This is a genomic window from Enterobacter quasihormaechei (assembly GCF_004331385.1).
GTDB lineage: Bacteria > Pseudomonadota > Gammaproteobacteria > Enterobacterales > Enterobacteriaceae > Enterobacter > Enterobacter quasihormaechei.
This window is the reverse complement of the sequence record NZ_SJON01000010.1, coordinates 110,511-135,847: the sequence shown is the minus strand read 5'-3', so window position 1 is coordinate 135,847 and position 25,337 is coordinate 110,511. Positions and strand designations below refer to the sequence as shown.

The 25,337-nt window shown below is 54.8% G+C and carries 27 protein-coding genes, 2 tRNA genes and 1 riboswitch; of the genes, 11 read left to right on the top strand and 18 right to left on the bottom strand.

What is annotated here, in order from left to right:
- Positions 1 to 126: 126 nt before the first annotated feature.
- A complete protein-coding gene (gene rmf / locus E0L16_RS14525) occupies positions 127 to 294 on the top strand; it encodes a ribosome modulation factor (protein ID WP_003858162.1) in 168 nt (55 codons plus the stop codon).
- 71 nt (positions 295 to 365) lie between these two features.
- Here the strand turns inward: rmf and fabA are convergent, their stop codons facing one another.
- Together fabA and E0L16_RS14515 are read right to left on the bottom strand one after the other, a co-directional pair.
- Complete coding sequence (gene fabA, locus E0L16_RS14520) at positions 366 to 884, bottom strand: bifunctional 3-hydroxydecanoyl-ACP dehydratase/trans-2-decenoyl-ACP isomerase (protein ID WP_000227926.1); 519 nt, start codon at positions 882 to 884, stop codon at positions 366 to 368.
- Between the two features lie 68 nt (positions 885 to 952).
- The gene (locus E0L16_RS14515; RefSeq protein ID WP_131637224.1) at positions 953 to 2,713 is read right to left on the bottom strand and encodes an AAA family ATPase; all 1,761 of its coding nucleotides are present in this window, start codon (positions 2,711 to 2,713) and stop codon (positions 953 to 955) included.
- Positions 2,714 to 2,898: 185 nt separating this feature from the next.
- Between E0L16_RS14515 and matP the strand changes: the two genes are divergently transcribed.
- Entirely contained in the window at positions 2,899 to 3,351 is a 453-nt protein-coding gene (gene matP, locus E0L16_RS14510; protein ID WP_006809347.1) for a macrodomain Ter protein MatP, read from the top strand.
- Positions 3,352 to 3,416: 65 nt separating this feature from the next.
- Here the strand turns inward: matP and ompA are convergent, their stop codons facing one another.
- Positions 3,417 to 4,469 carry a porin OmpA gene (gene ompA, locus E0L16_RS14505; protein ID WP_017694761.1) on the bottom strand — a complete coding sequence of 351 codons (1,053 nt, stop codon included), beginning with the start codon at positions 4,467 to 4,469 and terminating at the stop codon, positions 3,417 to 3,419.
- Positions 4,470 to 4,825: 356 nt separating this feature from the next.
- Complete coding sequence (gene sulA, locus E0L16_RS14500; protein WP_131637223.1) at positions 4,826 to 5,335, bottom strand: SOS-induced cell division inhibitor SulA; 510 nt, start codon at positions 5,333 to 5,335, stop codon at positions 4,826 to 4,828.
- Between the two features lie 217 nt (positions 5,336 to 5,552).
- Between sulA and E0L16_RS14495 the strand changes: the two genes are divergently transcribed.
- Positions 5,553 to 6,179, top strand: a complete 627-nt coding sequence (locus tag E0L16_RS14495) for a TfoX/Sxy family DNA transformation protein (RefSeq protein ID WP_063449134.1) — start codon at positions 5,553 to 5,555, stop codon at positions 6,177 to 6,179.
- On the opposite strand, the gene yccS is transcribed toward E0L16_RS14495, so the two are convergent.
- Positions 6,136 to 8,298: a YccS family putative transporter gene (gene yccS / locus E0L16_RS14490; protein WP_131637222.1), complete on the bottom strand. Its 2,163-nt coding sequence runs from the start codon at positions 8,296 to 8,298 to the stop codon at positions 6,136 to 6,138. The genes E0L16_RS14495 and yccS overlap by 44 nt on opposite strands.
- A gap of 18 nt (positions 8,299 to 8,316) precedes the next feature.
- On the bottom strand, positions 8,317 to 8,763 hold the full coding sequence (locus E0L16_RS14485) for a YccF domain-containing protein (protein WP_003858149.1): 447 nt from the start codon (positions 8,761 to 8,763) through the stop codon (positions 8,317 to 8,319).
- 122 nt (positions 8,764 to 8,885) lie between these two features.
- Between E0L16_RS14485 and helD the strand changes: the two genes are divergently transcribed.
- Entirely contained in the window at positions 8,886 to 10,940 is a 2,055-nt protein-coding gene (gene helD / locus E0L16_RS14480) for a DNA helicase IV (RefSeq protein WP_131637221.1), read from the top strand.
- A gap of 39 nt (positions 10,941 to 10,979) precedes the next feature.
- Here the strand turns inward: helD and mgsA are convergent, their stop codons facing one another.
- Both mgsA and csgI read right to left on the bottom strand, forming a co-directional pair.
- Entirely contained in the window at positions 10,980 to 11,438 is a 459-nt protein-coding gene (mgsA, locus tag E0L16_RS14475; protein ID WP_006809340.1) for a methylglyoxal synthase, read from the bottom strand.
- Between the two features lie 80 nt (positions 11,439 to 11,518).
- Positions 11,519 to 12,181: a curli synthesis inhibitor gene (gene csgI, locus E0L16_RS14470; RefSeq protein ID WP_131637220.1), complete on the bottom strand. Its 663-nt coding sequence runs from the start codon at positions 12,179 to 12,181 to the stop codon at positions 11,519 to 11,521.
- Positions 12,182 to 12,353: 172 nt separating this feature from the next.
- Here csgI and E0L16_RS14465 point away from each other — a divergent pair, with 172 nt between their 5' ends.
- The gene (locus tag E0L16_RS14465) at positions 12,354 to 12,767 is read left to right on the top strand and encodes a CoA-binding protein (protein WP_006809337.1); all 414 of its coding nucleotides are present in this window, start codon (positions 12,354 to 12,356) and stop codon (positions 12,765 to 12,767) included.
- Between the two features lie 32 nt (positions 12,768 to 12,799).
- On the opposite strand, the gene hspQ is transcribed toward E0L16_RS14465, so the two are convergent.
- Positions 12,800 to 13,117, bottom strand: a complete 318-nt coding sequence (gene hspQ / locus E0L16_RS14460; protein WP_006809336.1) for a heat shock protein HspQ — start codon at positions 13,115 to 13,117, stop codon at positions 12,800 to 12,802.
- A 60-nt stretch (positions 13,118 to 13,177) separates the two neighbouring features.
- The gene (gene rlmI / locus E0L16_RS14455; RefSeq protein WP_102749639.1) at positions 13,178 to 14,368 is read right to left on the bottom strand and encodes a 23S rRNA (cytosine(1962)-C(5))-methyltransferase RlmI; all 1,191 of its coding nucleotides are present in this window, start codon (positions 14,366 to 14,368) and stop codon (positions 13,178 to 13,180) included.
- A gap of 93 nt (positions 14,369 to 14,461) precedes the next feature.
- On the opposite strand from rlmI, the gene yccX reads away from it, so the two are divergent.
- Entirely contained in the window at positions 14,462 to 14,743 is a 282-nt protein-coding gene (yccX, locus tag E0L16_RS14450; protein WP_207388510.1) for an acylphosphatase, read from the top strand.
- Here yccX and tusE read toward each other — a convergent pair.
- Both tusE and yccA read right to left on the bottom strand, forming a co-directional pair.
- The gene (tusE, locus tag E0L16_RS14445) at positions 14,740 to 15,069 is read right to left on the bottom strand and encodes a sulfurtransferase TusE (RefSeq protein WP_131637218.1); all 330 of its coding nucleotides are present in this window, start codon (positions 15,067 to 15,069) and stop codon (positions 14,740 to 14,742) included. The genes yccX and tusE overlap by 4 nt on opposite strands.
- Before the next feature lie 88 nt (positions 15,070 to 15,157).
- Positions 15,158 to 15,817: an FtsH protease modulator YccA gene (yccA, locus tag E0L16_RS14440; protein ID WP_047726838.1), complete on the bottom strand. Its 660-nt coding sequence runs from the start codon at positions 15,815 to 15,817 to the stop codon at positions 15,158 to 15,160.
- Between the two features lie 270 nt (positions 15,818 to 16,087).
- Here yccA and E0L16_RS14435 point away from each other — a divergent pair, with 270 nt between their 5' ends.
- On the top strand, positions 16,088 to 17,722 hold the full coding sequence (locus E0L16_RS14435) for an ABC transporter substrate-binding protein (RefSeq protein WP_131637217.1): 1,635 nt from the start codon (positions 16,088 to 16,090) through the stop codon (positions 17,720 to 17,722).
- A gap of 138 nt (positions 17,723 to 17,860) precedes the next feature.
- Positions 17,861 to 17,948, top strand: a tRNA-Ser gene (locus E0L16_RS14430).
- Here E0L16_RS14430 and E0L16_RS14425 read toward each other — a convergent pair.
- The 4 genes from E0L16_RS14425 to E0L16_RS14410 all read right to left on the bottom strand — a co-directional run bounded on the left by E0L16_RS14425 (position 17,935) and on the right by E0L16_RS14410 (position 21,462).
- The gene (locus E0L16_RS14425; RefSeq protein WP_131637216.1) at positions 17,935 to 18,771 is read right to left on the bottom strand and encodes an ABC transporter ATP-binding protein; all 837 of its coding nucleotides are present in this window, start codon (positions 18,769 to 18,771) and stop codon (positions 17,935 to 17,937) included. The genes E0L16_RS14430 and E0L16_RS14425 overlap by 14 nt on opposite strands.
- Positions 18,768 to 19,799 carry a FecCD family ABC transporter permease gene (locus tag E0L16_RS14420; RefSeq protein ID WP_131637215.1) on the bottom strand — a complete coding sequence of 344 codons (1,032 nt, stop codon included), beginning with the start codon at positions 19,797 to 19,799 and terminating at the stop codon, positions 18,768 to 18,770. The genes E0L16_RS14425 and E0L16_RS14420 overlap by 4 nt, the downstream gene beginning before the upstream one ends.
- A complete protein-coding gene (locus E0L16_RS14415; protein WP_131637214.1) occupies positions 19,799 to 20,803 on the bottom strand; it encodes an ABC transporter substrate-binding protein in 1,005 nt (334 codons plus the stop codon). Before E0L16_RS14415 ends, E0L16_RS14420 begins: the two co-directional genes overlap by 1 nt.
- A gap of 131 nt (positions 20,804 to 20,934) precedes the next feature.
- On the bottom strand, positions 20,935 to 21,462 hold the full coding sequence (locus tag E0L16_RS14410; RefSeq protein ID WP_063449125.1) for a LuxR C-terminal-related transcriptional regulator: 528 nt from the start codon (positions 21,460 to 21,462) through the stop codon (positions 20,935 to 20,937).
- A gap of 254 nt (positions 21,463 to 21,716) precedes the next feature.
- Between E0L16_RS14410 and E0L16_RS14405 the strand changes: the two genes are divergently transcribed.
- Positions 21,717 to 21,804 (top strand) — tRNA-Ser (locus E0L16_RS14405).
- 42 nt (positions 21,805 to 21,846) lie between these two features.
- On the opposite strand, the gene E0L16_RS14400 is transcribed toward E0L16_RS14405, so the two are convergent.
- Positions 21,847 to 22,848 carry a magnesium transporter gene (locus E0L16_RS14400; protein WP_131637213.1) on the bottom strand — a complete coding sequence of 334 codons (1,002 nt, stop codon included), beginning with the start codon at positions 22,846 to 22,848 and terminating at the stop codon, positions 21,847 to 21,849.
- A gap of 60 nt (positions 22,849 to 22,908) precedes the next feature.
- A riboswitch (M-box (ykoK) riboswitch) is annotated at positions 22,909 to 23,078 on the bottom strand.
- Between the two features lie 158 nt (positions 23,079 to 23,236).
- Here E0L16_RS14400 and E0L16_RS14395 point away from each other — a divergent pair.
- Positions 23,237 to 23,737 (top strand): DedA family protein, encoded by a 501-nt coding sequence (locus E0L16_RS14395; protein ID WP_131637212.1) that lies wholly within the window; start codon positions 23,237 to 23,239, stop codon positions 23,735 to 23,737.
- A 92-nt stretch (positions 23,738 to 23,829) separates the two neighbouring features.
- Positions 23,830 to 25,071 (top strand): bifunctional glucose-1-phosphatase/inositol phosphatase, encoded by a 1,242-nt coding sequence (gene agp / locus E0L16_RS14390; RefSeq protein WP_131637211.1) that lies wholly within the window; start codon positions 23,830 to 23,832, stop codon positions 25,069 to 25,071.
- 32 nt (positions 25,072 to 25,103) lie between these two features.
- Here the strand turns inward: agp and E0L16_RS14385 are convergent, their stop codons facing one another.
- Positions 25,104 to 25,331 (bottom strand): YccJ family protein, encoded by a 228-nt coding sequence (locus E0L16_RS14385; protein ID WP_028012649.1) that lies wholly within the window; start codon positions 25,329 to 25,331, stop codon positions 25,104 to 25,106.
- Positions 25,332 to 25,337: the final 6 nt, after the last annotated feature.

The window sequence follows — 25,337 nt, the reverse complement described above, 5'->3', positions numbered from 1 at the left end:
ATATGACACCCGTATGAATTTTGAACGTTGACGCTGAAGCTGATTCGGGGTATTCGTTAACTGTGCTTGCACATATTGCAACCACTGTTTTCTTTCCACCAGACAAAAGAATGAGGGAAACGAGGCATGAAGAGACAGAAACGAGATCGCCTGGAAAGGGCTCATCAACGTGGTTATCAGGCTGGCATCGCCGGACGTTCTAAAGAAATGTGTCCCTATCAGGCCCTGAATCAAAGGTCCCAATGGCTAGGGGGCTGGCGAGAAGCCATCGGAGACAGGGCAGTACTTGCCTGATACCGTCTCTTTAAAAAGAAACCTCCGCAATGCGGAGGTTTCGCCTTTCTGGGAGGCGCTAAAAGCCGTTATCAGAAAGCAGAGGTATCCTGGAACAGACCCACTTTCAGGTCGTTTGCGGTATAGATCAGACGACCATCTACCAGCACTTCGCCATCCGCCAGGCCCATGATCAGACGGCGGTTAACGATACGCTTGAAGTGGATGCGGTAGGTGACTTTCTTCGCGGTAGGCAGAACCTGACCGGTAAATTTCACTTCGCCTACGCCCAGCGCGCGGCCTTTGCCTTCACCGCCAAGCCAGCCCAGATAGAAGCCTACCAGCTGCCACATAGCATCGAGGCCCAGGCAGCCAGGCATTACCGGATCGCCAATAAAGTGGCAACCGAAGAACCACAGGTCCGGGTTGATATCGAGTTCTGCTTCTACGTAACCCTTATCAAAGTTGCCGCCGGTTTCGGTCATTTTCACGACACGGTCCATCATCAGCATATTTGGGGCTGGTAACTGCGGGCCTTTCGCGCCAAACAGTTCACCGCGACCAGAGGCAAGAAGGTCTTCTTTCGTATAGGATTCGCGTTTATCTACCATGTTCTCAGTAAGCCTTATTTTAGTGAAGCACGCAGGATAGCTAACACGTGTACGCTGAACAAGTCCGATCAGTTTGAACTAAACCAACTTAACCAGCGCAACGGCCACGGATAACGATGACGAGCATCCTGCTGTGTCGCCTGAGCTATACGTTCCTGAATGGTCTGCATCAGGGTTGTCTGGCCTTCGCCGTCCCAGACCAGGTTCGTCAGTAAGGGTAGTGCATCCTCAACGCCTTCGATGGCCCAGACGGTGAATTGTTCCTGCTCTACCGCATCCAGAATCGCCTGGCTCAGGCTCAAATGGCGAGCGTTAGGTGCCGGAATAATCACGCCCTGTTTGCCGTTTAAACCGCGCTGCTGGCAGATAGCAAAGAAACCTTCGATTTTCTCATTCAGTCCGCCTACCGGTTGGGCACGACCAAACTGATCCACGGATCCGGTAATCGCAATGTTCTGGTTAATCGGCACGTCTGCAAGCGCGCTGATCACGGCGCACAGCTCCGCCATGGAGGCGCTGTCGCCGTCGACTTCGCTGTAGGACTGCTCAAAGGTTAACGAGGCAGAGAAGGGGAGCTGCTGCTCGAGCTGGAGTTCAGACATCAGGAATGCCTGCATGATCATCATGCCTTTAGCATGAATATTTCCGCCCAGTTCCGCCTTGCGTTCGATATCGGTAAATTCGCCGTCACCAATGTGCACCACACAGCTGATGCGGGAAGGCTCGCCGAAGGCGCGCGGGTGTCCAGGGAACTCGATGACGGATAAGGCGTTGATTTGCCCGATACGTTCGCCCTCGGTCTCCACCAGAATCTGTTCCAGCAGAATTTCATCCTGCATACGGTCAGCAAGATAGCCTTCGCGCCATTCACGCTGGGCCAGCATCTGGCTAAGCTGCTCGCCGCTAAACGTACCGTTGCCGCTGATTACGCCAACTTCACGCAGCTGTTTACCGATCCAGAGCGGGCAGAGCGGCAGGGTTTCCTGATCACCGGTGTAGCGTACGGCCTCGCGGATTAAGCCAGGCCACGCATCGCTGGCAGGCGAGGGCAGCGCGAAACGTTCCGCCACGGCCATCACCCACTGGCACCACTGCGCCATATCATCGGCATCAGCAATCTGAATATTGTCTTCAAATTCGCTGTAGACAGCCTGCTCCGCGAGTTCAGGCTCCATTTCCTGGAAGTCCGCCAGCGATTCGCGATCGCCCGTCAGCACGACGGTCAGAGACAGCGGCATAGACGGGATGGAGACCGGCAGAGGACGTGAATCGTCGTAGCCTACCCAGTCAAAACGTTGCTGCGTCACTACCGTTTTCAGGCGCATCCACAGCAGCGGCTGCGCAAGCAGCGTACGCAGGGAAATGAGCAGCACGCCGCCGTTCGCGCGGTGTACCAGCCCGGGTTGCAGTGACACCTCGCCATTGAACTGACGAAGGCAGCCGAACAGCTGTTCGGCTTCCGCCCAGCTGGCAGTAATCACTTCGCCTTTGGCAGCGAACAGCCCGTCGGCCTGTGCGGCGGGTTCGAACGTCACGTCGCGTCCGGCAATATGATACTGACCACCAAAAACGGCGTTCGTTTTTGGCTGCAACTGGCGCATGGCATCACCGAGAAGCGTCAAATACTCGGCTTCTTCCGGGGCTTTGAGCAGCATGAAGGGAGATGTGGCCCATGGGGATGACATCTGCTCCAGCGCATAATGCAAACGCGGTTGTGTCTCGCTAAGTATGTATTCGTGTTCTTTTGTGAAGTCTGGCTGTGTAAACAGTTCCTGATAGCTTTCGGTATCCGGAACAAGGTCACGCCATGCAAGTTTCGTAATGGTCAAAGTTGATGTTTTTTAGTCAGAAGTAAAACCGTGGAGTATACCGTAAGCGGCGCACTCTGCCCAATCAGGATTCGGGTTTTCATCATGCGGATTGCCGCAGCGTTTCACAGGATATGATTTCTTTTCAGCAGATTGCCAAAAAACTGATATTCTGAACTGAGTTACACGGTAACACTGAGATCGCAATGAAATATCAACAACTGGAAAACCTCGAAAGCGGCTGGAAATGGAAGTACCTGGTCAAAAAGCACCGTGAAGGGGAGCTGATCACCTGCTACATCGAAGCCAGCGCGGCTCAAGAAGCTGTGGATATGTTGCTGACCCTCGAAAACGAACCGGTACAGGTCAACGGCTGGATCGAGAAACATATTAATCCGGCCTTGTTGAACCGGATGAAGCAAACTATCCGCGCTCGTCGTAAACGGCATTTCAATGCCGAGCATCAGCACACCCGTAAGAAATCTATCGACCTGGAGTTTATGGTCTGGCAGCGTCTGGCCGGGCTTGCGCAACGGCGCGGGAAAACGCTGTCGGAAACGGTGGTGCAGCTGATTGAAGATGCCGAGCATAAAGAGAAGTATGCCAGCCAGATGTCGACGCTGAAGAACGATTTGCAGGCACTGCTGGGTAAAAAATAACGTTTTTGCTTTTGTTCAGATAATAAAAAACCCCGCATGGCGGGGTTTTTTTATAAGACGATAACTTATGCCGCAGGCTGAGTTACAACGTCTTTGATACCTTTAACTTCGATCTCTACGCGACGATCTGGTGCCAGGCAGTCGATCAGTGCAGCGCGTGGTTTCACGTTGTCACAGGTAGAACCGGTAACTGGGTTAGATTCGCCCATACCACGTGGGGAGATCTTGTTAGCTGGGATACCTTTAGATACCAGGTAATCAACTACAGACTGAGCACGTTTCTCAGACAGACCCTGGTTGTAAGCGTCAGAACCGATACGGTCGGTGAAGCCCAGAACCACTACAGAACCGTCTTTAGGATCCAGGTTGCTCAACTGGGTGTACAGCTGATCCAGTGCCTGCTGACCTTCTGGTTTCAGGGTAGCTTTGTTGAAGTTGAACAGAACGTCAGACTTCAGAGTGAAGTGCTTGGTCTGTACTTCTGGAGCTGGAGCCGGCGCTGGAGCTACGACTGGCGCATCTTCCTGCTGACCGAAACGGTAAGAAACACCAACGCTCAGCATGCCGTTGTCTGGACGAACGCCAACGGTAGCACCGTCACCGATGTTGTTAACCCACTGGTATTCCAGACGGGTAGCGATGTCGCGGGTCATTGCCCACTCAACGCCGCCAGCGAATACTGGGGAAACGCCAGTGTCGTGGTCGTCACCAGCGATGCTGTTGCTGGAGTCTGCACGCCATACCATGCCGCCCAGACGGGTGTACACGTCCAGATCGTCAGTTACTGGGTAACCCAGTTTAGCGGTCAGCTGAACGCCTTGAGCTTTGAAAGCGCCATTTACGTTGTCGCCTTTGTACGGCATACGACCTAACCAGTCGTAACCCATTTCAAAGCCAACATACGGGTTAACCTGATAGCCACCGAACGCACCTGCACCCAGCTGGCTCTCGTGAGTAGGGCCATCGTTGTTCAGGCTGCTGTTGTACCAACCGGTGTCATGGAACTGAGACCAGCCCAGTTTACCACCTGCATACCAGGTATTATCTTTCGGAGCGGCCTGCGCTACGGTAGCGAAGCCAGCCAGTGCCACTGCAATCGCGATAGCTGTCTTTTTCATTTTTTGCGCCTCGTTATCATCCAAAATTTGCCATGAATATCTCCATCGGAGAAATCACGGTTAAATCCTTCACCGGGGGGCGTGGTCAAATATAAACCTACCGATATCTTCGGCTTAGGCCGAGCACCCCTGGCGATGTAAAGTCTACAACGTAGCTGAAAACTTACAAGTGTGAAGTCCGTCAGGCATATGAAAAAAAAAGTTCCGTATACCTAATATTTAACATTTTTTGAACGATTTTTGTGCAGTAAAATTAACGAGAACCGCGTCAGACAAGCCTTGCCGCAGTTTTGGCGCATTGAACTTTTTTTGCATACTGCGGTCGAAAAAAATTCCAGGAAAACTCTTAAAATGACTCAATGGTACACATTTGAGTGAATTTTTAGCCCGGGATGTTGTCCTCTGCGATAGGAATCTTCACGAACCGGCCGCATGATGAACCCCATCGCGTTACCTTCTTCAGCAGCTTCAGACAGACGCAAATGTTCCTCTTGCGACAGATCTTCAGGTAACCATCCAATCACGACGCTATAGTTCCCGGTACGTAATGCCCGAACCATCGACTCAACCGTATCGCAAGGGGAGAGTTGATTGATCTGCATTACCTTCGCCAACGGCAGACCCGCCGACTGAACCCATTCACGACTTAGTTTTTGCTGTGGCGTCAGCCAGAGCTGCCAGCGAGACTGTTGACCGAGCTGCTGCAAAAGCGGCAGGAGTAACAGTTGTGTTAACAGCGGCTGGTCTTCACGGTAAACCACTTCACTGATAAGCCCTGTCGATACACGCCCGATAGAATTCTGCGCAACATTGCCTGCGGCAGAAGTAGAAGGTGTTAAGTGATTTGCATAGCCTGAAGTGTACATGTTCATTCCAGCCCTGTGGTTACTGTATGGATATACAGTAACCCCTGTGTGCATAAAGATCAACCTCATTTTCGGAAAGCGACTCGCAAATTTCATCCATTCCCGGTGAACCTGAAAAAATCATCTTGCCCAACGGCAATAAGTTGCCTATTTTCCTGCTAACGGATCCGTTAGTAAGAAATATCGTGTTTACTCTATGATTTTAAATGGAATTATCATGAAAAAGATATCCTATGAGCGGATTTATCAATCGCAGGAATACCTCTCTCCGCTGGGTGAAATTCACCATCGAGCCCTGTTTGGCGGTTATACCCTGGCCGTGGATGAAGCGGTGTTTGCAATGGTGTCTGACGGTGAGCTTTATCTTCGCGCCTGTGAGCAGAGTGCAAAATACTGTGTAAAAAATGCCTCCTCTTTTCTGACGCTGATGAAACGAGGACGTCCTGTTCTGCTTAATTACTATCGTGTGGATGAGGGGCTTTGGCAAAACAGGGAAAAGTTGCTTCAGCTCTCCTCGTTTGCGCTCGATGCTGCAAGGAAAGAGCGCTACCAGCGACATCAGCGTAACCGGCTAAAAGATCTGCCAAACCTGACTTTTCAGATTGAGGTCCTGCTGATGGAAGCGGGCATCACCAATGAAGAGACGCTACGACAGCTGGGTGCGAAGACGAGCTGGCTGAAAATGCGCTCCAGGAATAAGGCGCTGAGCATCCGGGTTTTGTTCGCGCTTGAAGGCGCCATCGAAGGGCTTCACGAAGCGGCACTCCCGGCGGATATTCGCCGGGAGCTTACGGAGTGGTTTAATGCGCTGCCTGAGTCGCAGGGGCATCATTCCGCCAGGTAGCAATCTGCTGTCGCAGTCGACAAATTTCCGGCAGCAAAGCGATAAGCAGGCCAATTTGCTGTAGGACCAGCGGAGCTTTGTTGTCGGTGCCCGGATCCAGGTGTGCGATACGCTGCACCAGTTCATCCAGTGCCTGGTGCACCCGCGGCTCATCCGCAGGTTGATGATGAAGCGCGTCATCAACGTAGCAAACGGCATCGTCCAGCAGCGCCAGGATCTCCGGATTGGTCAGCTTCTCACGGTGGGCGCCCAGGGTAGAGATATAGCTCGTAAACGTGTGGTTCAGGCACAGCAGCCGGAAGGCCGTTTCGCGAATTTCTGCCGTGGCGCGCGGCTCTGTTGACATATTAGAGACGACTGAAGCCAGCTCTGCGTCAGTATTATGCGCGTCGCGGCGGGCAATGCGATAGGCCAGACGGTTATCGCGGCCCTGATGGTACTGCTCAAGAATGGCGTCCAGATAGCGGCAGTTAGCGTTCATTGCTCTGTCGGAGACGCGGGGTAAGTTTCGAAAACGCCAGTCAGGCCAGATGAAGCTCACCGCTGCCCAGGCAATGGCGCAGCCGATTAGCGTGTCGATCACGCGGGGGAGGGCCACTTCAAATCCTTCCCCTAGCAAATTGAAGCAGAGCAGCACCAGCAACGTGATGAACATTGTGGCGTGAGCGTACTGCACATTGCGGAAGGCGAAGAACAACACGCCGGTGATCACAATAAGGATAAGCTGTCCTTCTACAGAAGGCACAAAATAGAGCACCGGCAGCCCGATGGCGACCCCGACTAACGTCCCGACAATACGCAGCGCAAGTCGATGGCGGGTAGCGTTATAGTTCGGCTGGCAGACGAACAGGCTGGTCAGCAGGATCCAGTATCCGTGATGCAACCCTGTTATCTGGATAAACGCATAGCCCACGCACAGCACCAGCGACATCCTCACCGCATGGCGAAAGAGTGCGGAATCCGGCGTAAAATGACGGCTCAGGCGCAGCCAGATATCGCTGAAGCCGTTCAGACTGTCATCCGCAAGCCGGTTGTCAGCATCGTTGGCCGGCATCGCCATCGCCTGTTCAGACTCAATGGTGGCCAGCTGGGCATCAATGGCTCGCAGGTTGTTGAGCAGGAATCCCAGGGCTTTGAACTGTTCCGGCGAGGTTCCGCTGGCCTGAACGCGATCGAGCGCCGCATCCAGGTGACTGAACGCGCGCTCAAAGCGAGGATCATGCTGATAGGGCGTGCGCAGCAGTATTGAGCGCGCAAGCTGCTGGCAGGCCTGAGACTGCATCGACAGCAGGCGCTGGAAGCGAAACATCACGTCGCTGTAGCGGAATTTCTCGCGCAGATCAGCGTACTGCACATGCGAGGAGCTGGCGCGCTCGTGTATATCCTGGGCGACAAAGTAGTAGTGGAGGGTGCGTCGGGTACCGCGCTGACCGCGATCGCCGCGCAGACGGGTGAGCAGAGACGCTTTGGTCTGGTTCAGCGTAGCGACCAGTTGGCCATTTGCCAGCGCCAGATCGTACAGTGGCGCCTGGCTATCCTCTTCGATATCCGGATCGAACAGCCGTGATTTCAGCTCCAGATAGTGGGCCAGCTGTTCATAGCTGCGGGCAAGGTTGTCCTGCAAGGCACGGACCGGAAAAATAAGATGCCCGGTTAAGGTCAGCAGGTTATACCAGATAGCACCCAACAGCAGCAGGACTGGCTGCTGATACCACTGATCGTAAAGGGAGACCCCCAGCATGGTGTAAATGGCAATCAGCAGGGCGCCGAACGCGATAGTGGCGTAGCGTTGCCCGAGGCCGCCGAGCAAAATGAAGCCGCTGGTCGACACCGTCAGCCCTAGGGCAAACAGCCAGGGCCAGGGGAAAAGCAGCTCCACGGAGGCGGAGGCAATAAAGAAGCAGACCAGCGTGATGACCAGGTTACGCAAACGTCCGGCCAGGCGGTCGTCGAGATCGGCCAGCGCGCCGGCCACCACCCCAAGCGTGAGGGGAATGGTGAGCTTAACGTCATTCAGCCACCACGGCAGCGCCACGGTGCCACAGAGAGCGATAAAGATCCTGACGTTATACAGCCAGTTACTGTTCCACGTATAGCGACGAATCAGGGGGCTTAGCATGAGAGCGGCCAGTCCTTATTACTGAAAACGACGACGGGCATTGGCTTCACGCGCGGCTTGCGCCACTTCGACCGGGACAACGCGGCGTCCGACCGGCCACAGGGCGATGGTGGCAATCTTGAAATTAGCGATGCCAACCGGAATGCCAATAATCGTAATGCACTGGGCGATACCGGCGAAGATATGCATCAGACACAGCCACCAGCCAAAGAAGATCAGCCACAGAATATTCAGCAGCGTGCCGCCGGTATTCATCAGGGCATTTTTTCTTTCCGGCTCCAGCTCATCCACGTGTACGGCTTCATTTCCATAAGGAACAAGGGACAGTTTGGTGATTTCCCAGCAGGAGCGCGTCAGCGGAAGCGTAAAGATGAGCACAATGCTCACCAGGGTGGCGAAAAGCCAGGAAAGGGTGGTGGCAAAACCGCCAAGGACAAAATTCAACACATTCAGAACGGTACGCATAAACCCTCATTTCCTTCGATATGATTAACGCCTGGTGATTGTAACGTTTTTTTGGGCTGGAGCACCTTAAAACTGGCAGTTAAACTGTCTGACAAATTATTACCTCGTGGATCCGGCAGGATATGGAACTGAAAGCTACTTCAATGGGCAAACGCCTGGCGCAGCACCCTTACGACAAGGTTGTCCTCCTCAATGCGGGAGTGAAAGTCTCCGGTGAACGCCACGAATACCTTATTCCGTTTAATCAGCTGCTCGCCATCCACTGCAAGCGTGGGCTGGTGTGGGGCGAGCTGGAGTTCGTCCTGCCGGCAGAGAAAGTGGTGCGACTCCACGGGACGGAGTGGGCTGAAACCCAGCGCTTCCATCATCATCTGAACGCGCGCTGGCAGCAGTGGAGCCAGGAGATGAGCGTGATTGCCGCACAGGTACTGCACCAGGTGCTGGACGATATCGCGTTAAGCAATACCCAGCAGAAGTGGCTAACGCGTCAGCAAACCGCCGGGCTTCAGCAAAAAATCACCCAGGCGCTGACGGCGTTGCCTTTACCCGTGGCGCGGCTGGAGGAATTTGATAACTGCCGTGACGCGTGGCAGCAGTGTCAGGCATGGCTCAGCGATATCGAGAAAAGCCGTCTGGCGCACAACCAGGCCTGGACCGATGCGATGCTTACGCAATATGCCGATTTCTTCAGCACGGTGGAATCATCGCCCCTCAATCCTGCCCAGGCGCGCGCCGTAGTGAATGGCGAGCAGTCTCTGCTGGTGCTGGCAGGGGCCGGTAGCGGCAAAACATCGGTGCTGGTGGCGCGCGCGGGCTGGCTTCTGACGACGGGCGAGGCGGTTGCCGACCAGATTTTGCTGCTGGCCTTTGGCCGCAAAGCGGCGCAGGAAATGGACGAGCGCATTCAGGCGCGTTTGCATACTCAGGATATCTCGGCGCGCACGTTCCACTCTCTCGCGTTACATATCATTCAACAGGGCAGCAAAAAAGTCCCTGTTGTCAGCAAGCTGGAGAGTGATGCTCAGGCTCGCCAGGCGCTGTTTATCAAGACATGGCGTCAGCAGTGCAGCGAGAAAAAGGCGCAGGCGAAAGGCTGGCGTCAGTGGCTTGAAGAGGAGCTGAACTGGGCGGTGCCGGAGGGCAGCTTCTGGCAGGATGAAAAGCTGGCGCGCCGGCTGGGTTCCCGTCTCGACCGGTGGGTAAGCCTGATGCGCATGCACGGCGGCTCTCAGGCCGAGATGATAGAAAGCGCACCGGAAGCGATCCGCGCCGTCTTCTCTAAGCGGGTTAGGCTGATGGCGCCGATGCTCAAAGCGTGGAAAACCGCGCTGAAAGAGGAAAACGCGGTCGATTTTTCCGGGCTGATCCATCAGGCCATTATCATTCTGGAAAAAGGGCGCTTCGTCAGTCCGTGGAAACACATTCTGGTGGATGAGTTTCAGGATATCTCGCCGCAGCGCGCTGCGCTGCTTTCGGCGCTGCGGGCGCAGAATAAACACACGTCGCTGTTTGCCGTGGGCGATGACTGGCAGGCAATCTACCGTTTCAGCGGGGCGCAGCTTTCCCTCACCACGGCTTTCCACCACTATTTTGGTGAAGGCGACCGCAGCGATCTCGACACCACCTACCGCTTTAACGCGCGGATTGGTGAAATTGCCAACCGCTTTATTCAGCAGAACCCGCATCAGCTGTCGAAGCCGCTCAACAGCCTGACGCCGGGGGATAAAAAGGCCGTCACCCTGCTGGCGGAGGATCAGCTGGAGCCGCTGCTGGACAAACTGAGCGGCTATGCGAAACCCGATGAGCGGATCCTGGTGCTGGCGCGTTACCACCACCTCAAACCCGCGGCGCTGGAAAAAGCGGCGACGCGCTGGCCAAAACTACAGCTCGATTTTATGACCATTCACGCCAGTAAAGGGCAGCAGGCTGATTACGTGATTGTGGTAGGGCTAAAAGAGGGGAGCGACGGTTTCCCGGCACCCGCGCGGGAATCCGTGATGGAAGAGGCGTTACTGCCGGTTCCCGAAGATTTCCCGGATGCCGAAGAGCGGCGTTTGTTGTACGTGGCGATAACCCGCGCGCGGCATCGCGTGTGGCTATTGTTCAACAAAGAGGAGCCGTCGGTGTTTGTCGATATTTTGAAGAGTATTGACGTGCCGGTAGCGAGAAAGCCGTAACATGTCGGCCCGGTAAGCGCAGCGCCACCGGGCAAAAAACTACTTCAGCCTTTCCGCAAGATAGCGCGGGTAATCCGGGATCAAAATCTCTACCGGATCGTTAAACTGCGGTGATTCAATGATGAAATCGGCCGTTGAAAGATTTGTCGCCACCGGAATGTTCCACACTGTCGCCAGACGCAGCAGCGCCTTAACGTCCGGGTCATGCGGCACCGCGTTCAGCGGGTCCCAGAAGAAAATCAGCACGTCGATTTTGCCTTCCGAAATCTGAGCGCCGACCTGCTGGTCACCCCCCATCGGGCCGCTCAGCATGGCATTCACTTCCAGACCGGTTTCGCGGTGGATCAGATTACCGGTTGTCCCCGTGGCGGAAAGGGCATGATGCTGGAGAAGAGGCTGATGGCGACGAACCCAGTTAAGCAGCATTTGTTTACAGTGATCGTGCGCAACCAGAGCAATGTGCTTGCGCGCCGGAAGTGTGCGTGTTGTCAGTTCCATAATCTTATCCGTGAAGTTACCTCGCTACACGATGACGGGAACTGACTGATGCTGCAAGAGAAAGGACGAAAAAATGTGGCTTACGACGACGGTTGTCGTTTCACCCATTGCAGAAAACGGGCCCGCGTATCCGTATCGGCATTCTGGAACCAGAACCTGAGGCGTTGCTCGGTGAGCGTCTGCGACTGAGGGGGAAGCACATCCAGCCCCTGTACGCCCGAAAGCAGGGTGCTGTCGTCTGCCATCATGGTAGCGAACTGAGGCAGGGAGGCGGGCCGGCTGGCTCTGTTATAGATCGCCGTGTCTGCTTCGTAATCCGTTCCTTTGGGCCTGTTTGTCAGCGCCAGGATATCCAGCTTTACCGGGATGGGCATGGAATCCCCGTCCACCAGTTCAAGGCGTGGCGAAGCGTCAAAGGCCTGTGACTCTTTCTCTGTATCGAGACGCGGAAGCCTGAAGTTGACCTTACTGATACGCTGCGTGTTAAAGCTGACGACCAGAGGCGGAGAAATGTACATATGCTGTTCGTTGTCGGCGAGGCGAATCGTCTTTTCCACCCGAAAAACGATCTGATGCGGACCGTTATCCAGCTCGATGCTGTCTGCGCCTCGCAGCAGGGAGCTGGAGACTTTTTTCCCGTCCAGCACCAGCAGGTCAACGTCCGGTGAGAGTCTGAGGGTGGTTGCGAAAACACACACCGGCATGATCAACGCAACTACAGCCGAGGCAATGCCGGTTTTCATAGCAGACTCCTGTAGACAAACTACCCATGTAAGAATGTATCAAAATTTTTCGATAATCACGTTTACTAACATATAGACATATTCTGCCGTTTTGCCCGCATACTTCTGTAGGGACAGCGTGGTTGAGATGGCTGCTTTGACGTACACTTTGAAAAAAACCAGGAGGAAGAGCATGAAAGAGAACGACATTGTCGAGATCCTGACGTCCACGCGCACTATCGCGCTGGTTGGCGCGAGCGACAAACCGGATCGTCCAAGCTATCGGGTAATGAAATACCTTCTGGATCAGGGTTATCACGTGATCCCGGTCTCGCCGAAGGTGGCGGGAAAAACGCTGCTGGGCCAGCAGGGCTATGCGACGCTCGCGGACGTGCCGGAAAAGGTGGATATGGTGGACGTGTTCCGCAATTCTGAGGCGGCCTGGGGCGTGGCGCAGGAGGCAATCGCCATTGGTGCGAAAACGCTGTGGATGCAGCTGGGCGTAATCAATGAGCAGGCGGCCGTGCTGGCACGCGATGCCGGGCTTAAGGTGGTAATGGATCGCTGTCCGGCAATCGACATCCCCCGTCTGGGGCTCGCAAAATAAAAAAAGCCCGCTTGACGGGCTTTTTTACACCTTTAGTTTCGCAGTCTTGGTGCCTGTAACTGTTTGCGGATGGTCTGAGCAAGCTCGTCCATAGTGGGTTGTTCCGGATGCTCATCCTGTAATTCACCACTCAACTGCGCTTCGGCAAGATAGGTATGGACAGGCTGACCATCGTCGCCCTCCATGACCACATGATACCAGGGCGCGGCGCGAAGCTCTGCGTCAACCGCCAGCTCGTCTGCTGACGGTTCATCAAGGGAATACTCCGGGTCGATATCCACGACCACACCCAAATATCCAAGCAAGGTGTGGCGGACCTGCTGGCCGATACCGAATTTGCTGGCAATCATAGTCACCTCCCGGGAAACATCACATACACACTATGTGCGGGCAATATTTCTCTTTTCAAGTTACATGACGCGACAGGCAAACCCTTTCAGATACAGCCCTTCCGGGTAGGTGGCGATCACCGGGTGATCGGCGGCCTGACGGAACTGCTCTATAAATTGTACATCACGACCCGCATCTATTGCGGCATCGGCGATGATTTTTTGGAATAAATCTGTCGTCATCAGGCCAGAGCAGGAGAATGTCAGCAGTACGCCGCCCGGGTTCAGCAGTTGGATCGCCAGCATGTTAATGTCTTTATAGCCACGGCAGGCGCCCATCAGCTGGCTTTTGTTTTCCACAAATTTCGGTGGATCCATCACGATGACGTCAAATTTCTCGCCCTGGTCGCGGTATTTACGCAGCAGCTTAAACACGTCGTCGCGCACAAACTCCGCTTTGCTCAGATCCAGCTTGTTCAGCTCGACGTTCTGCTTCGCCACGTCCAGCGCTTCCTGGGAGGTGTCGACGCTGACAACCTGGGCACAGCCGCCCATCAGAGCAGAGACCGCAAAGCCGCCGGTATAGGAGAAGCAGTTCAGCACGCGCTTATCGGCAACGTACTGGCGTGTTGCCAGACGGCTGTCACGCTGGTCGAGGTAATAACCGGTCTTATGGCCGCCCTGGATGTCCACCAGCAGCTTCATGCCGTGCTCCTCGATAGGCAGCAGGGCAGGCGGCAATTCGCCGGTGACCGGGCCTTGCGTCAGCTCCATGCCCTCTTTTTTACGTACCGCCACGTCGCTGCGGTCGTAAATGGCGCATGACGGGAACAGCGTTTGCAGGGCGCTGATCAGCGCAGCACGCTGGTATTCCGCCCCGGCGCTCAGCAGCTGCAACACCAGGAAATTGCCGAAGCGGTCGATGGTCACGCCCGGCAGGCCGTCAGACTCACCGGCAATCAGACGATAGCTGTCCAGTCCGTCGCGCTTTGCCAGCCACTCGCGCCACTGCTGCGCCTGTTGCAGACGGCGGACAAAGAAATCGATATCGATGGTTTCATCTTTATCGAACGTCCAGACGCGCGCGCGGATCTGAGAGGCGGGCGAGTATGCGCCGCGTGCTAACCATTTTCCCTGATGGTCAACAATATCGATGGTTTCGCCGAGGCTGGCTTTGCCTTCCATGCGGGCAACCGCGCCGGAGAAGACCCAGGGATGGCGGCGCAGTAATGACTTCTCGCGCCCTTTGGCTAACACTAAACGTACGCTCATAATTTGCTATTCTGTCGATTCCAGTAAAATGGCCGCCATTTTCCCGACTTCAGTGAGGAAATGCAACGCGCCAGTCGGATAAGGAGAAGGATGATGTCAAATGTTTGCACCATTGCCTGGGTCCACGGCCTCGTACAGGGCGTCGGTTTCCGCTACAGCACCCAGCGCGAAGCTCTTCAGCTCGGGCTGACGGGGTATGCGCGTAACAGGGATGATGGCAGCGTGGAGGTAGTCGCCTGCGGTGATGCGGATAAGGTTGAGAAGCTGGTGGCGTGGCTAAAAGCGGGCGGACCGCGAAGCGCGCGGGTTGATAAGGTTTTAACGGAACCGCATCAACCCGGCCGGGAATACGCTGACTTCAGTATTCGCTATTAAATGCATTTTACCGGTTTTGGCAGGCCGGCAATTTTTGTCGCCTGTTTAGCCGGGCCTTTCGGAAACAGGCGATACAGATAACGGCTGTTGCCTTTCTCTTCGCCAAACTTATTCGCCATGGCTTTGACCAGCATGCGGATCGCCGGCGACGTGTTGAATTCAAGGTAAAACTCGCGCACAAAGCGCACCACTTCCCAGTGCTCCGGGGAGAGGCTAATCCCTTCGTTTTCCGCAATTTTCTCCGCCAGCGCTTCGCTCCACTGGCGGCTCTCTTTCAGATAACCGTCGTTATCGGTTTCGATCTCTTTGCCTTCAAAACTCAACATAATCATTCACGCGTTAGTCAAAAACCGCATCAGTTTACCAAAAAAACAAAGCCCCGCATAAGCGGGGCCATGTTCACAGCACGGTGGGTTAATCGCGGCTGGCGAAGCCCAGGATGCTCAGCAGGCTGACGAAGATGTTGTACAGCGACACGTACAGGCTCACGGTGGCGCGGATGTAATTGGTCTCACCGCCGTGAATGATGTTGCTGGTTTCATACAGGATTGCGCCGGATGAAATCAGGATGAACACCGCGCTGATTGCCAGATGCAGAGCAGGCAATTGCAGGAAGATGTTCGCCAGCATACCGACCAGCACAATCACGATACCCGCCATCAGCATACCGCCGAGGAAGGACATGTCCTTACGGGTGGTCAGCACGTAGGCCGAGCAGCAGAAGAACACCAGCGCGGTGCCGCCCAGCGCCATCCCGATCACGTCGCCCATTCCGGCAGACAGATAGGCGTTCAGGATTGGCCCCAGGATGTAGCCCAGGAAGCCCGTAAAGGCGAACGCGGAAAGAATACCCACCGGCTTATCCGCAGTTTTATAGGTCAGGAACATCAGACCATACATACCCACCAGCGTCAGGATCAGGCCCGGAGAAGGCAGCATCAGCACGGTGCTGGCCGTCGCGGTGATGGCTGAAAACGCCAGCGTCAGGCTGAGCATGAAATAGGTATTGCGCAGCACCTTATGGGTGCTGAGTAGCGATGTGCGGTCGCGTGAAGAAGAAATTATACGATCCATGAGTCACTCTCTTATGACAGATGTAATTAGCGCAAAGAATAAGAAACGGCGCGGCAGACGCAAAGTGGTTTTACCCATCTTTACTCAACCCCTTAGGGATTATGCTGGTTTTTTCTTCTGAGAAAGCACTTGAATTCAGAATGAAGTGCGGTTTGCAAAGCGGATGCAGATCAACCTCTTATAGGTTACTGAAAAATATTGCGTTATTTCCCTAAGGCCGCTAAGAGTTATTTCCGGATCGTCATAAAAACAGACAATAAGGCGAAGGAAATGAAACCACAAACACGCACGCACTTTACGCTCTCTTTGTTAACCGCGGGGATCCTGTGCGCCAGCACGGCAACCTGGGCGGCTAACGTGCCGGCAGGAACCCAGCTGGCAGAGAAGCAGGAACTGGTCAGGAACAACGGCAGTGAACCCGCCTCGCTCGACCCGCATAAAGTCGAAAGCGATGTCGAATTTAATATTATCAGCGATTTATTCGACGGGCTGGTCAGCGTCTCTCCAACAGGTGAAATCCAGCCGCGCCTGGCGGAGAAATGGGAAAATAAAGATAACACCGTCTGGACCTTTCATTTGCGTCCGGGCATCACCTGGAGCGATGGAACCCCCATCACCGCAGAAGATATCGTCTGGAGCTGGCAGCGGCTGGTCGACCCGAAAACCGTTTCACCGTATGCCAGCTATCCCGGCAGCATGCGTATCGTTAACGGCACCGATATCGCAGAAGGCAAAAAAGCCCCCGAGTCGCTGGGCGTGAAAGCCATCAATGACGCCACGCTGGAAGTTACGCTCACGCAGCCAAATGCCGCTTTCCTGGCGATGCTGGCTCATCCGTCTCTGGTGCCGATAGATAAAGTCCTGGTCGGTCGTTTCGGTGAGAAGTGGACTAAACCGGAGCACTTCGTCAGCAGCGGGGCCTATACGCTGTCACAGTGGGTGGTTAACGAACGCATCGTGGCGGTGCGGAACCCACATTACTGGGATAACGCACATACCGTCATCAACAAGGTGACCTATCTGCCCATCTCCTCTGAAGCCGCAGACGTTAACCGCTACAAAGCGGGGGAAATCGACATTGTTTACACGGTGCCGATCAACCAGTTTGCTCAGCTGAAGAAAACGCTGGGGAGCGAGCTGGACGTTTCACCGCAGCTTGCCACCTATTATTATCAGTTCAATACCACCCGGCCGCCGTTCAACGACGCCCGCGTGCGCAGGGCGCTGAACCTGGCGCTGGATAAAGACATTATCGCCGGGAAAGTGTTAGGGCAGGGGCAGCGCCCGGCATGGCTGATCAGCCAGCCGGACATTGGCGGCGTCAAGCTACAGACCCCGGATTACGCCAGCTGGTCGATGGATAAACGCATTGCCGAGGCGAAAAAGCTGCTGGCCGAAGCCGGATTTAACGATAGCCATCCGCTCAGCTTTAATCTCCTCTATAACACCTCGGAATCGCACCAGCGCATTGCGATTGCCGCCAGCTCAATGTGGAAGAAGAACCTCGGCGTGGAGGCGAAGCTGCAAAATCAGGAGTGGAAAACCATGCTTGATACCATGCACACCCACAACTTTGACGCGGTGCGCTACGCCTGGATTGCCGATTACGACGATGCGGCAACCTTCCTGAACACCTTCCGTACCGGGGACAGCCAAAACACCACTCAGTACAGCAATCCGGACTACGATCGGGCTCTGGTGAATGCGGCGAAATCGAAAACGGCTCAGGAGCGCGGTAAGTTCTACCAGCAGGCAGAAGATCTGCTGGGACGTGACGTACCGGCGATCCCTGTCTATCACTACGTGCGCACGCACCTGGTGAAACCGTGGGTAGGGGGATTCACGCCGGACAAGCTTGGGTACTACTACACCAAAGATATGTACATCAAAAAGCACTCGCGCTAAGCTGGGGATAGTATGCTGCCAAAATGGCCAATCTGTCGTCAATTCAACCGATTAAACGCATTTTGGCTATTTTTAAAGCGAACGAATGCCCGCACTCTTTACAGCGCGCGGTGAGGTGTTTATAGTTCGCCTCACTTAGGAAGCGTGGCCGAGCGGTTGAAGGCACCGGTCTTGAAAACCGGCGACCCGAAAGGGTTCTAGAGTTCGAATCTCTACGCTTCCGCCAAATTCGAAAACCCTGTGATAGCAATATCGCAGGGTTTTTTGCTTTTGCGCCTGGTCTCTGCCATGCCACCCATGCTGTAGCTGATCGTTATCCCGTCGTCGGTCTTGTAGACCTGAGCTTTTACGCACCAGGTGTTCCCGATGTTCGCTGGGGTCAACACCTCTTCGGGCACGCCCGTGGCTGATATCTGTCCGGCTTTCAGGAGGATCAGCCGCTGGCAGAAATTGGCCGCAAGACTGAGATCGTGCAGCGCAACCACGACGGTAAGCGGCAGGCGCGAAATCAGCCGCATCAGCTCCAGCTGGTGCTGTATGTCCAGGTGGTTTGTCGGCTCATCGAGCAGCAGCACCTGCGGCTGCTGTGCCAGCGCGCGGGCAATCTGGCTTCGCTGACGTTCCCCGCCGGACAAATGCTGCCAGCGCCGCTGGCGTAATCCGCCCAGCTGCATCAGGCTTATCGCCTCTTCAACCGCCTCATCATCCTCGCGTGTGCTTCTTTGAAACGCCTTTCGGTAAGGGGTACGTCCCAGCCGTACGATTTCTTCGACGGTCAGTTCCCCATCGACTTCAGCATGTTGCGGGACAAACGCCATGTGCTGCGCACGTTTTTTCAGCGGCAACATGTCAAGCGTCGTGCCATTAAGCGCAACACATTCGCTCAGTCGCGGAAACAGCCCGGCAAGACAGCGCAGCAGCGTAGACTTGCCCGAGCCGTTTGGTCCTAACAGGCCGACAATCTGCCCGGATGACAGTTTGAGATCGATCTCCTTAAGCACCGTCTGCGCTTGTCGGGTTACGGTTAACCCGGCCACGGTAATATTCATCTATGCTCCTTCCGGTTCTGATAAAGCAACGCCATAAAAACGGGGGCACCCACCAGCGCAGTCACCACACCGATGGGCAGCACCTGGTGCACAATCAGCGTGCGCGACACGATATCGGCCAGGATCATAAAGTGTGCGCCGATAAGAAACGTCAGCGGGAGCGTGCGCCGATGGCCCGGACCGCTCAGCATGCGCGTCACATGGGGAATGACCAGCCCCATAAAGCCGACTGCACCAATAGCGCTCACAAGCGTTGCGGTAACGACGGCACAGGTCAGCAACAAAAGAATACGCACGGCGGTGACCGGTATGCCCAGCGTTGTAGAGACCTCATCCCCGAAGGTAAAGGTGTCCAGCGCACGCGAAAAGAGAAGTACCACCAGTAAACCCGCAAGCGTCACGGCCAGGGCCAGCAGCGCGTCCGGCCAGCGCACGCCGCTCAGGCTACCCATTAACCAGAACATAACGCTGCGGGATTGCTCGGCATTCGCGGAGGTGCTGACGATATAAGCGGTCATAGCGTTGAAGAGCTGGGTGCCCGCAATGCCGGCCAGCAAAATGCGCGACGGGCTTTCACTCATGCCGTTGGTAATCAGCATGATGAGCGCAAAGGCGGCGCAGGCACCCACAAACGCACCGCTGCTCACGCCAATCACGCTTCCTCCGATGCCGAGAAGCATCACGCAGACGGCCCCCAGCGAGGCGCCCGCGGAAATGCCCAGCAGATAAGGTTCCGCCAGGGGATTACGCAGGATCGACTGTAACACCAGCCCGCACAGCGCCAGGCCGCCGCCGCTGCACGCAGCCATCAGCGCCCGGCTCATGCGGTACTGCCAGACGATGCCTTCCTCTGGCTGCGGCAGATCGTATGATGTCAATCCCAGGCCGTTGAGGATCGCTTTTCCGGTAATGGCATACGATACCGGCATATCGCCGATACTCGCGGCAAAAACCAACATCAGCGGCAGCGCCAGGAGGCCTGTCGCCAGTAACCCCTGCTGGCGGCGGTCAGTGAAGAAATGACGCATTATTCGTCCTGAAATGAAGCCAGCCGATCGCTGATAAGCTCAACCGCATCGACGTTACGCATTGAAGGGTTTAACGACATTGCCGGCACCACAATAATGTGATTGTTCCTGACCGCAGGCAGGTTCTTTGTCACCGGGTCACTTCGCAGGAACGCCTGTTTTACCGCAACGTCATCGGCAGGGTAGAGCCTGCGGGACATCTCTGCGATGACAATCACGTCCGGCTGCGATTGGGCAATATGTTCCCACGTTACGGCAGGCCATTCGTCGTGGGAGTCAATAATGTTCTTCAACCCCAGCGTACGGCTGATCCAGCCCGGCGCGCCATAATTTCCCGCCACCCAGGGATCGCCATTCAGACGGCTGCTGGAGAACCAGAAAACGACGCTAAGCGGTTTCGCAAAGACGCGCGCCCGGGCCTTTTCGATACGTGCCGTCAGGGCGCGGTTGAGCTGTTCACCCCGTGCGGAAACATCAAAAATCGTCGCCAGCTCTGTCACTTCCCGCGTGATTTCCGCCAGCGAAAACGGCGCGCTTCGTGCCCCGTCTGCGTTTGACGTTTCCGTCACCGCTTTATCCGTGCAGTCGGCAGGGGAGATCCACGTATTAATCCCCAGCGACGCAAACTGCTCACGTGTCCCCACTTCGCCCTGCGGACCAATGTGCCAGTGATACTGCGCGAGAACGAGCTCAGGCTTCTGTCCCACTACGGCTTCAAAGGATGGCGAGTTATCCGCAAGCCGGGGAAGGTGTTTCCCGGCCTCCGCCAGCGGAGCCGGAAGTTTGCCAAACCAGACCGACGTCGCGGCTATCTTTTTGTCCAGCCCCAGAGCGAGCAGTAATTCTGTTTCATGCTGACCTACGGTCACGACGCGCTGAGGAGCCTTCGCAAAGGCCTGCTTTATGCCGCAATTTTCAACCGTAAGGGGCCAGGAGGTCACTGCAAAAGCGGCAGGCGTAGTGGAAAGCAGCGACGCCAGTAATAACCCTTTTTTGAGAAACATAGAACGCAATCCAGTAATTGTTATGTTATAACATAATACAGGTATTGTGATTGAGAGCAACCGCAGTTGCCCGCAATGAACTGCATAGCCGGAGAAAGGGGGCGTTTGAGGAATTTAACGGGCAGATCGGGTCACAGCTTCTGATCGACAATCGCCGATTTCACCCGGGACATCGCCAGAATGTTTTTAGCGCGCATATTTAATTTTTCGAGGATCTTCACGCGGTAGGTGCTGGTCGTTTTTTGTGACAGTTGCAGCTTTTTCGCAATTTCATGGTTTTCCAGATGAAAAAGCTTCAGCACGTCATACTCGCGTCGCGTAAACGAGTGCGTTCTGAGCGCCCGATAAAATCGCATCAGTTGCTGAAAAGGATGAACGCTAAAATGCATTGATGAATAGATAATATTGTCGATTCTCACCGCGCGATTCGCTTCTATCTCATGCATCAGGACAATGTAATCACGCCTGATTTTTTTGACCTGCTGGATAGTGCTATTGCGTAACGTATCCTGTTCAATCGCAATGATAAAATCCAGCGTCGGATCGACCTCATCAAGATCGTGAATATCTTTCTTATCGCGAATTAAATGGGTCGATGTCATGGCGCTTGAGACCCCGCGGCACAGGTAATAGTTATCACTGATAAAAATAAAATTCATAATTGCCGTTGAATAAAGTCATGGGGACTCACTTATCGCAGTGAGGCTGGGTTAACGGGTGTTGTATGAAAAAAAGTCTAAATCACACCCGGTAAAACTGATAAAATTAATGAATGTAAAAATAAATGTTTACATTTTAGCCAGTCGATGATGAAGAAATCATCTGGGCGGAAGGGAACGACGCAAGATGCTCAAGGTAATGCAATTTCCTGCTTTACATCATGCTCAGAGATGTTTATAGTGCGCCTCACTTTGGAAGCGTGGCCGAGCGGTTGAAGGCACCGGTCTTGAAAACCGGCGACCCGAAAGGGTTCTAGAGTTCGAATCTCTACGCTTCCGCCAAATTCAGAAACCCTGCGATAGCAATATCGCAGGGTTTTTTCGTTATTCCAGCCCCAGCGTATACTGCGCGATTTTGAAGTAGATAATGAGCCCGGTACCGTCAATCAGCGTGGCGATAAACGGCGCGGAGACGACCGCCGGGTCGATTTTGCAGCGTTTCAGTACCATCGGGATCACCGACGAGACGATGGCGCTCCACAGCGTAATGCAGACCAGCGTCAGGCTGACGATAAGCGTGATTTCCATCCCGATACCCATCATCCAGGCGCGAACGCAGCCCGCCAGACCCAGCGTGGCGGCAATCATCAACGACGTGCTCATCTCTTTGCGCAGCACGCGGCCCACATCGCGAAGGTGGACCTCACCCAGCGCCATGGCGCGCACCAGCGTGGAGGTGATCTGCGTTCCGCTGTTCCCGCCCGTGCCAATCAGCAGCGGAATAAAGAACGCCAGCGCAATGGCAGATTCCAGCGCCTCTTCAAAATGCTGGATCACCGAGCTGGTATACGCTTCCGCAACAAACAGCAGCAGCAGCCAGACGGAGCGCTTCTTCCACAGGCTGAAGGCGCTGGTTTCCAGGTAGGGTTTTTCCAGCGGCAGGGTCGCCCCCTGAAGCTGCGCATCTTCGGTGACGTCATCTTCCAGCAGGTGAGCGATTTCGCGCTCGGTGAGGCAGCCCACCAGCTTGCCGTGGGTGACCACCGGCACGACATCCGCACCCGCGTGCGCCAGCACCCCAGCGACATCCGTTCGCTCATCTTCCGGTTTGAGCTGAATAAAATCCGATATCATCAGTCGCTTAACTGGCTGCACGGTATCCGTGGCCTGCAATAATTTGCGAACGGCAATCAAACCCGCGAGGCGACCGTTATCCTCGATAAAAATATGTGAAGGAATATCATCGTCTTTTAATTTTTCGAAAAACTGCTCGCGTGCCAGAGCCACGCATAATGAAATATCGATAACAATAAAATCGGTATTCATATATTGCGCGATGGCGCTGTCATTAAAAGCCGGGTTTTGGTTGTGAATAGCGTAAGACATAGTAAATTCCCTTTGAATAATAAAATCTCTCAGGGGCGAGCAAGACAGGGCATGTCGAAAAGGAGATCCCCACGTCCTGGGTTCAGCACTGTACACCGTATCCCGTAAGGGAAGTTATACTGACAAAGCCTTGATTCGACAGTGCCTGTTTTACCCTGTGCCGGTTCTCTCGAACCCACCAGAGCGATAACGTGTATTTGTACAGGAGCCTCGCCATAACGAGATCGTTGTAAAACGTGAGGGATAATACGCTTATTTAAAACTGCTGCTGAGGAATTTTAATAATGTTTAAGAACGGTTTAAATGAATAGTATTAATCACATGTTGAGGTTTTATTTAACTGTTTTCTTTTTAAATGAAGAATTCATTTGTTACCGGAGAGAGTGAAATGGCATGGCTGGACACGCTGCTGGATCATTTTGCGCATTATCCGACGCATCTGTTCGCGCTGCTCGTTGTTATGGCGTTGAGTAAATCGACGGTGCTGGTCTCGTCGGTGCTGCCGCCCGCATCGGTCATGCTGATGGCGGGGATCGCCGTCAGCCAGTCGAGTCTGCATCCCGGCATGACGTGGCTGGCGGTGGTGATGGGCGCTACGGCAGGTTCGGTGCTGAATTACCATATCGGCCATCTGATGGGGCATACCCGGCTGGTGTCACGCCTCACCGCAAAACATGCCGATAAGTTTCTGCGGGTACAGCATCAGTTGCAAAAGAACGGCGTAGTCGCGCTGTTCACGTCGCGTTTCCTGGCGGTGCTGCGCTATATCGTGCCGCTGGCGGCCGGCATGCTCAGGATGAGCGCGATGAAGGTTTACGTCGTTAGCCTGCTGTCAGCCTGCGCATGGGCGGCGCTGTATGTCGGCATCGTCACCGGCATCAGCGTCTGAACGTATTCATCAGTTTGAGAAATGCTTCCCGAAAAAACGGTCACCAGTCTGTCACACTCAGCGTAACGATAAAAACGCATGAGGAAAAAGGGATGAGAAAAGCACTACTCGCTGTCGCCGTGGCAGGAACGCTTTCAGTGACGTTTGGGGCGCAGGCACAGGACGCGCCGGAAGGTTATCAGTTACAACAGGTGCTCATCATGAGCCGCCATAACCTGCGCGCGCCGCTCGCCAATAACGGCAGCGTGCTGGAGCAGTCCACGCCGAAGCAGTGGCCGGAATGGGACGTACCCGGTGGACAGCTGACCACCAAAGGCGGTGTGCTGGAAGTGTACATGGGCCACTATATGCGCGAGTGGCTGGCAGAGCAGGGGATGGTGAAGACGGGAGAGTGCCCGCCAGCGGATACCGTCTATGCCTACGCAAATAGCCTTCAGCGCACCGTGGCGACCGCGCAGTTCTTTATCACCGGCGCGTTCCCGGGGTGCGACGTTCCTGTGCATCATCAGGAAAAAATGGGCACCATGGACCCCACCTTCAATCCGGTCATTACCGATAACTCCCCTGCGTTTCGTGAGAAAGCGCTGAAGGCGATGGAGACGGAACGGCAGAAAATGCAGCTGGATGAAAGCTACAGGCTGCTGGAACAGCTGACAAACTACAGCGACTCGCCGTCCTGCAAGGAGAAAAACGTCTGCTCCCTGACGGAGGCAAAAGATACGTTCAGCGCCGACTATGAAAAAGAGCCGGGCGTATCGGGGCCGCTGAAGGTGGGTAACTCACTGGTGGATGCCTTCACCCTGCAATATTACGAAGGCTTCCCGGCCGATCGGGTGGCCTGGGGAGAGATCAAAACCGATCAGCAGTGGCGGGTGCTGTCGAAGCTGAAAAACGGCTATCAGGACTCGCTGTTTACCTCGACGGAGGTGGCGCAAAACGTGGCGAAACCGCTGGTGAAGTACATTGATAAAACGCTGGTGACCGAACAGGCAAACGCGCCCAGAATCACCCTGCTGGTGGGACATGACTCCAACATCGCCTCGATGCTGACCGCGCTGGACTTCAGGCCGTATCAGCTGCACGACCAGCAGGAACGCACCCCGATTGGCGGCAAAATTGTTTTCCAGCGCTGGCATGACAAAAACAGCAACCAGGAGCTGATGAAAATTGAGTATGTCTACCAGAGTTCAGCCCAGTTGCGGAACGCCAGCGTACTGTCGCTGCAATCCCCTGCTCAGCGCGTAACGCTGGAGCTGAAGGGGTGTCCGGTTGACGGAAACGGCTTCTGTCCGATTGATAAATTCAATGCGGTGATGAATAACGCGGCGAAATAGAAGAGACCCCCCGCGCGAGCGGGGGGATACGTTCAGACGTTTTTACGTTCGATGGTTTGCTCGCCCCAGAACAGCGAGTCTTTGTCGGTTTTTTCGAAGGCGCGAATCAGCACCTCATCGTTGCCTTCTTCCCAAATCTGCTCGGCCAGCTTTTCGTCATAATTGGCGACTTCAAAGATGGCTTCGGCAATCTCCGGAGAGGTATTGCGTAAACTTGCCCATTCGCCCACGTGATGAGCTTTGGATTCTTGAGTTGGCATACTTGT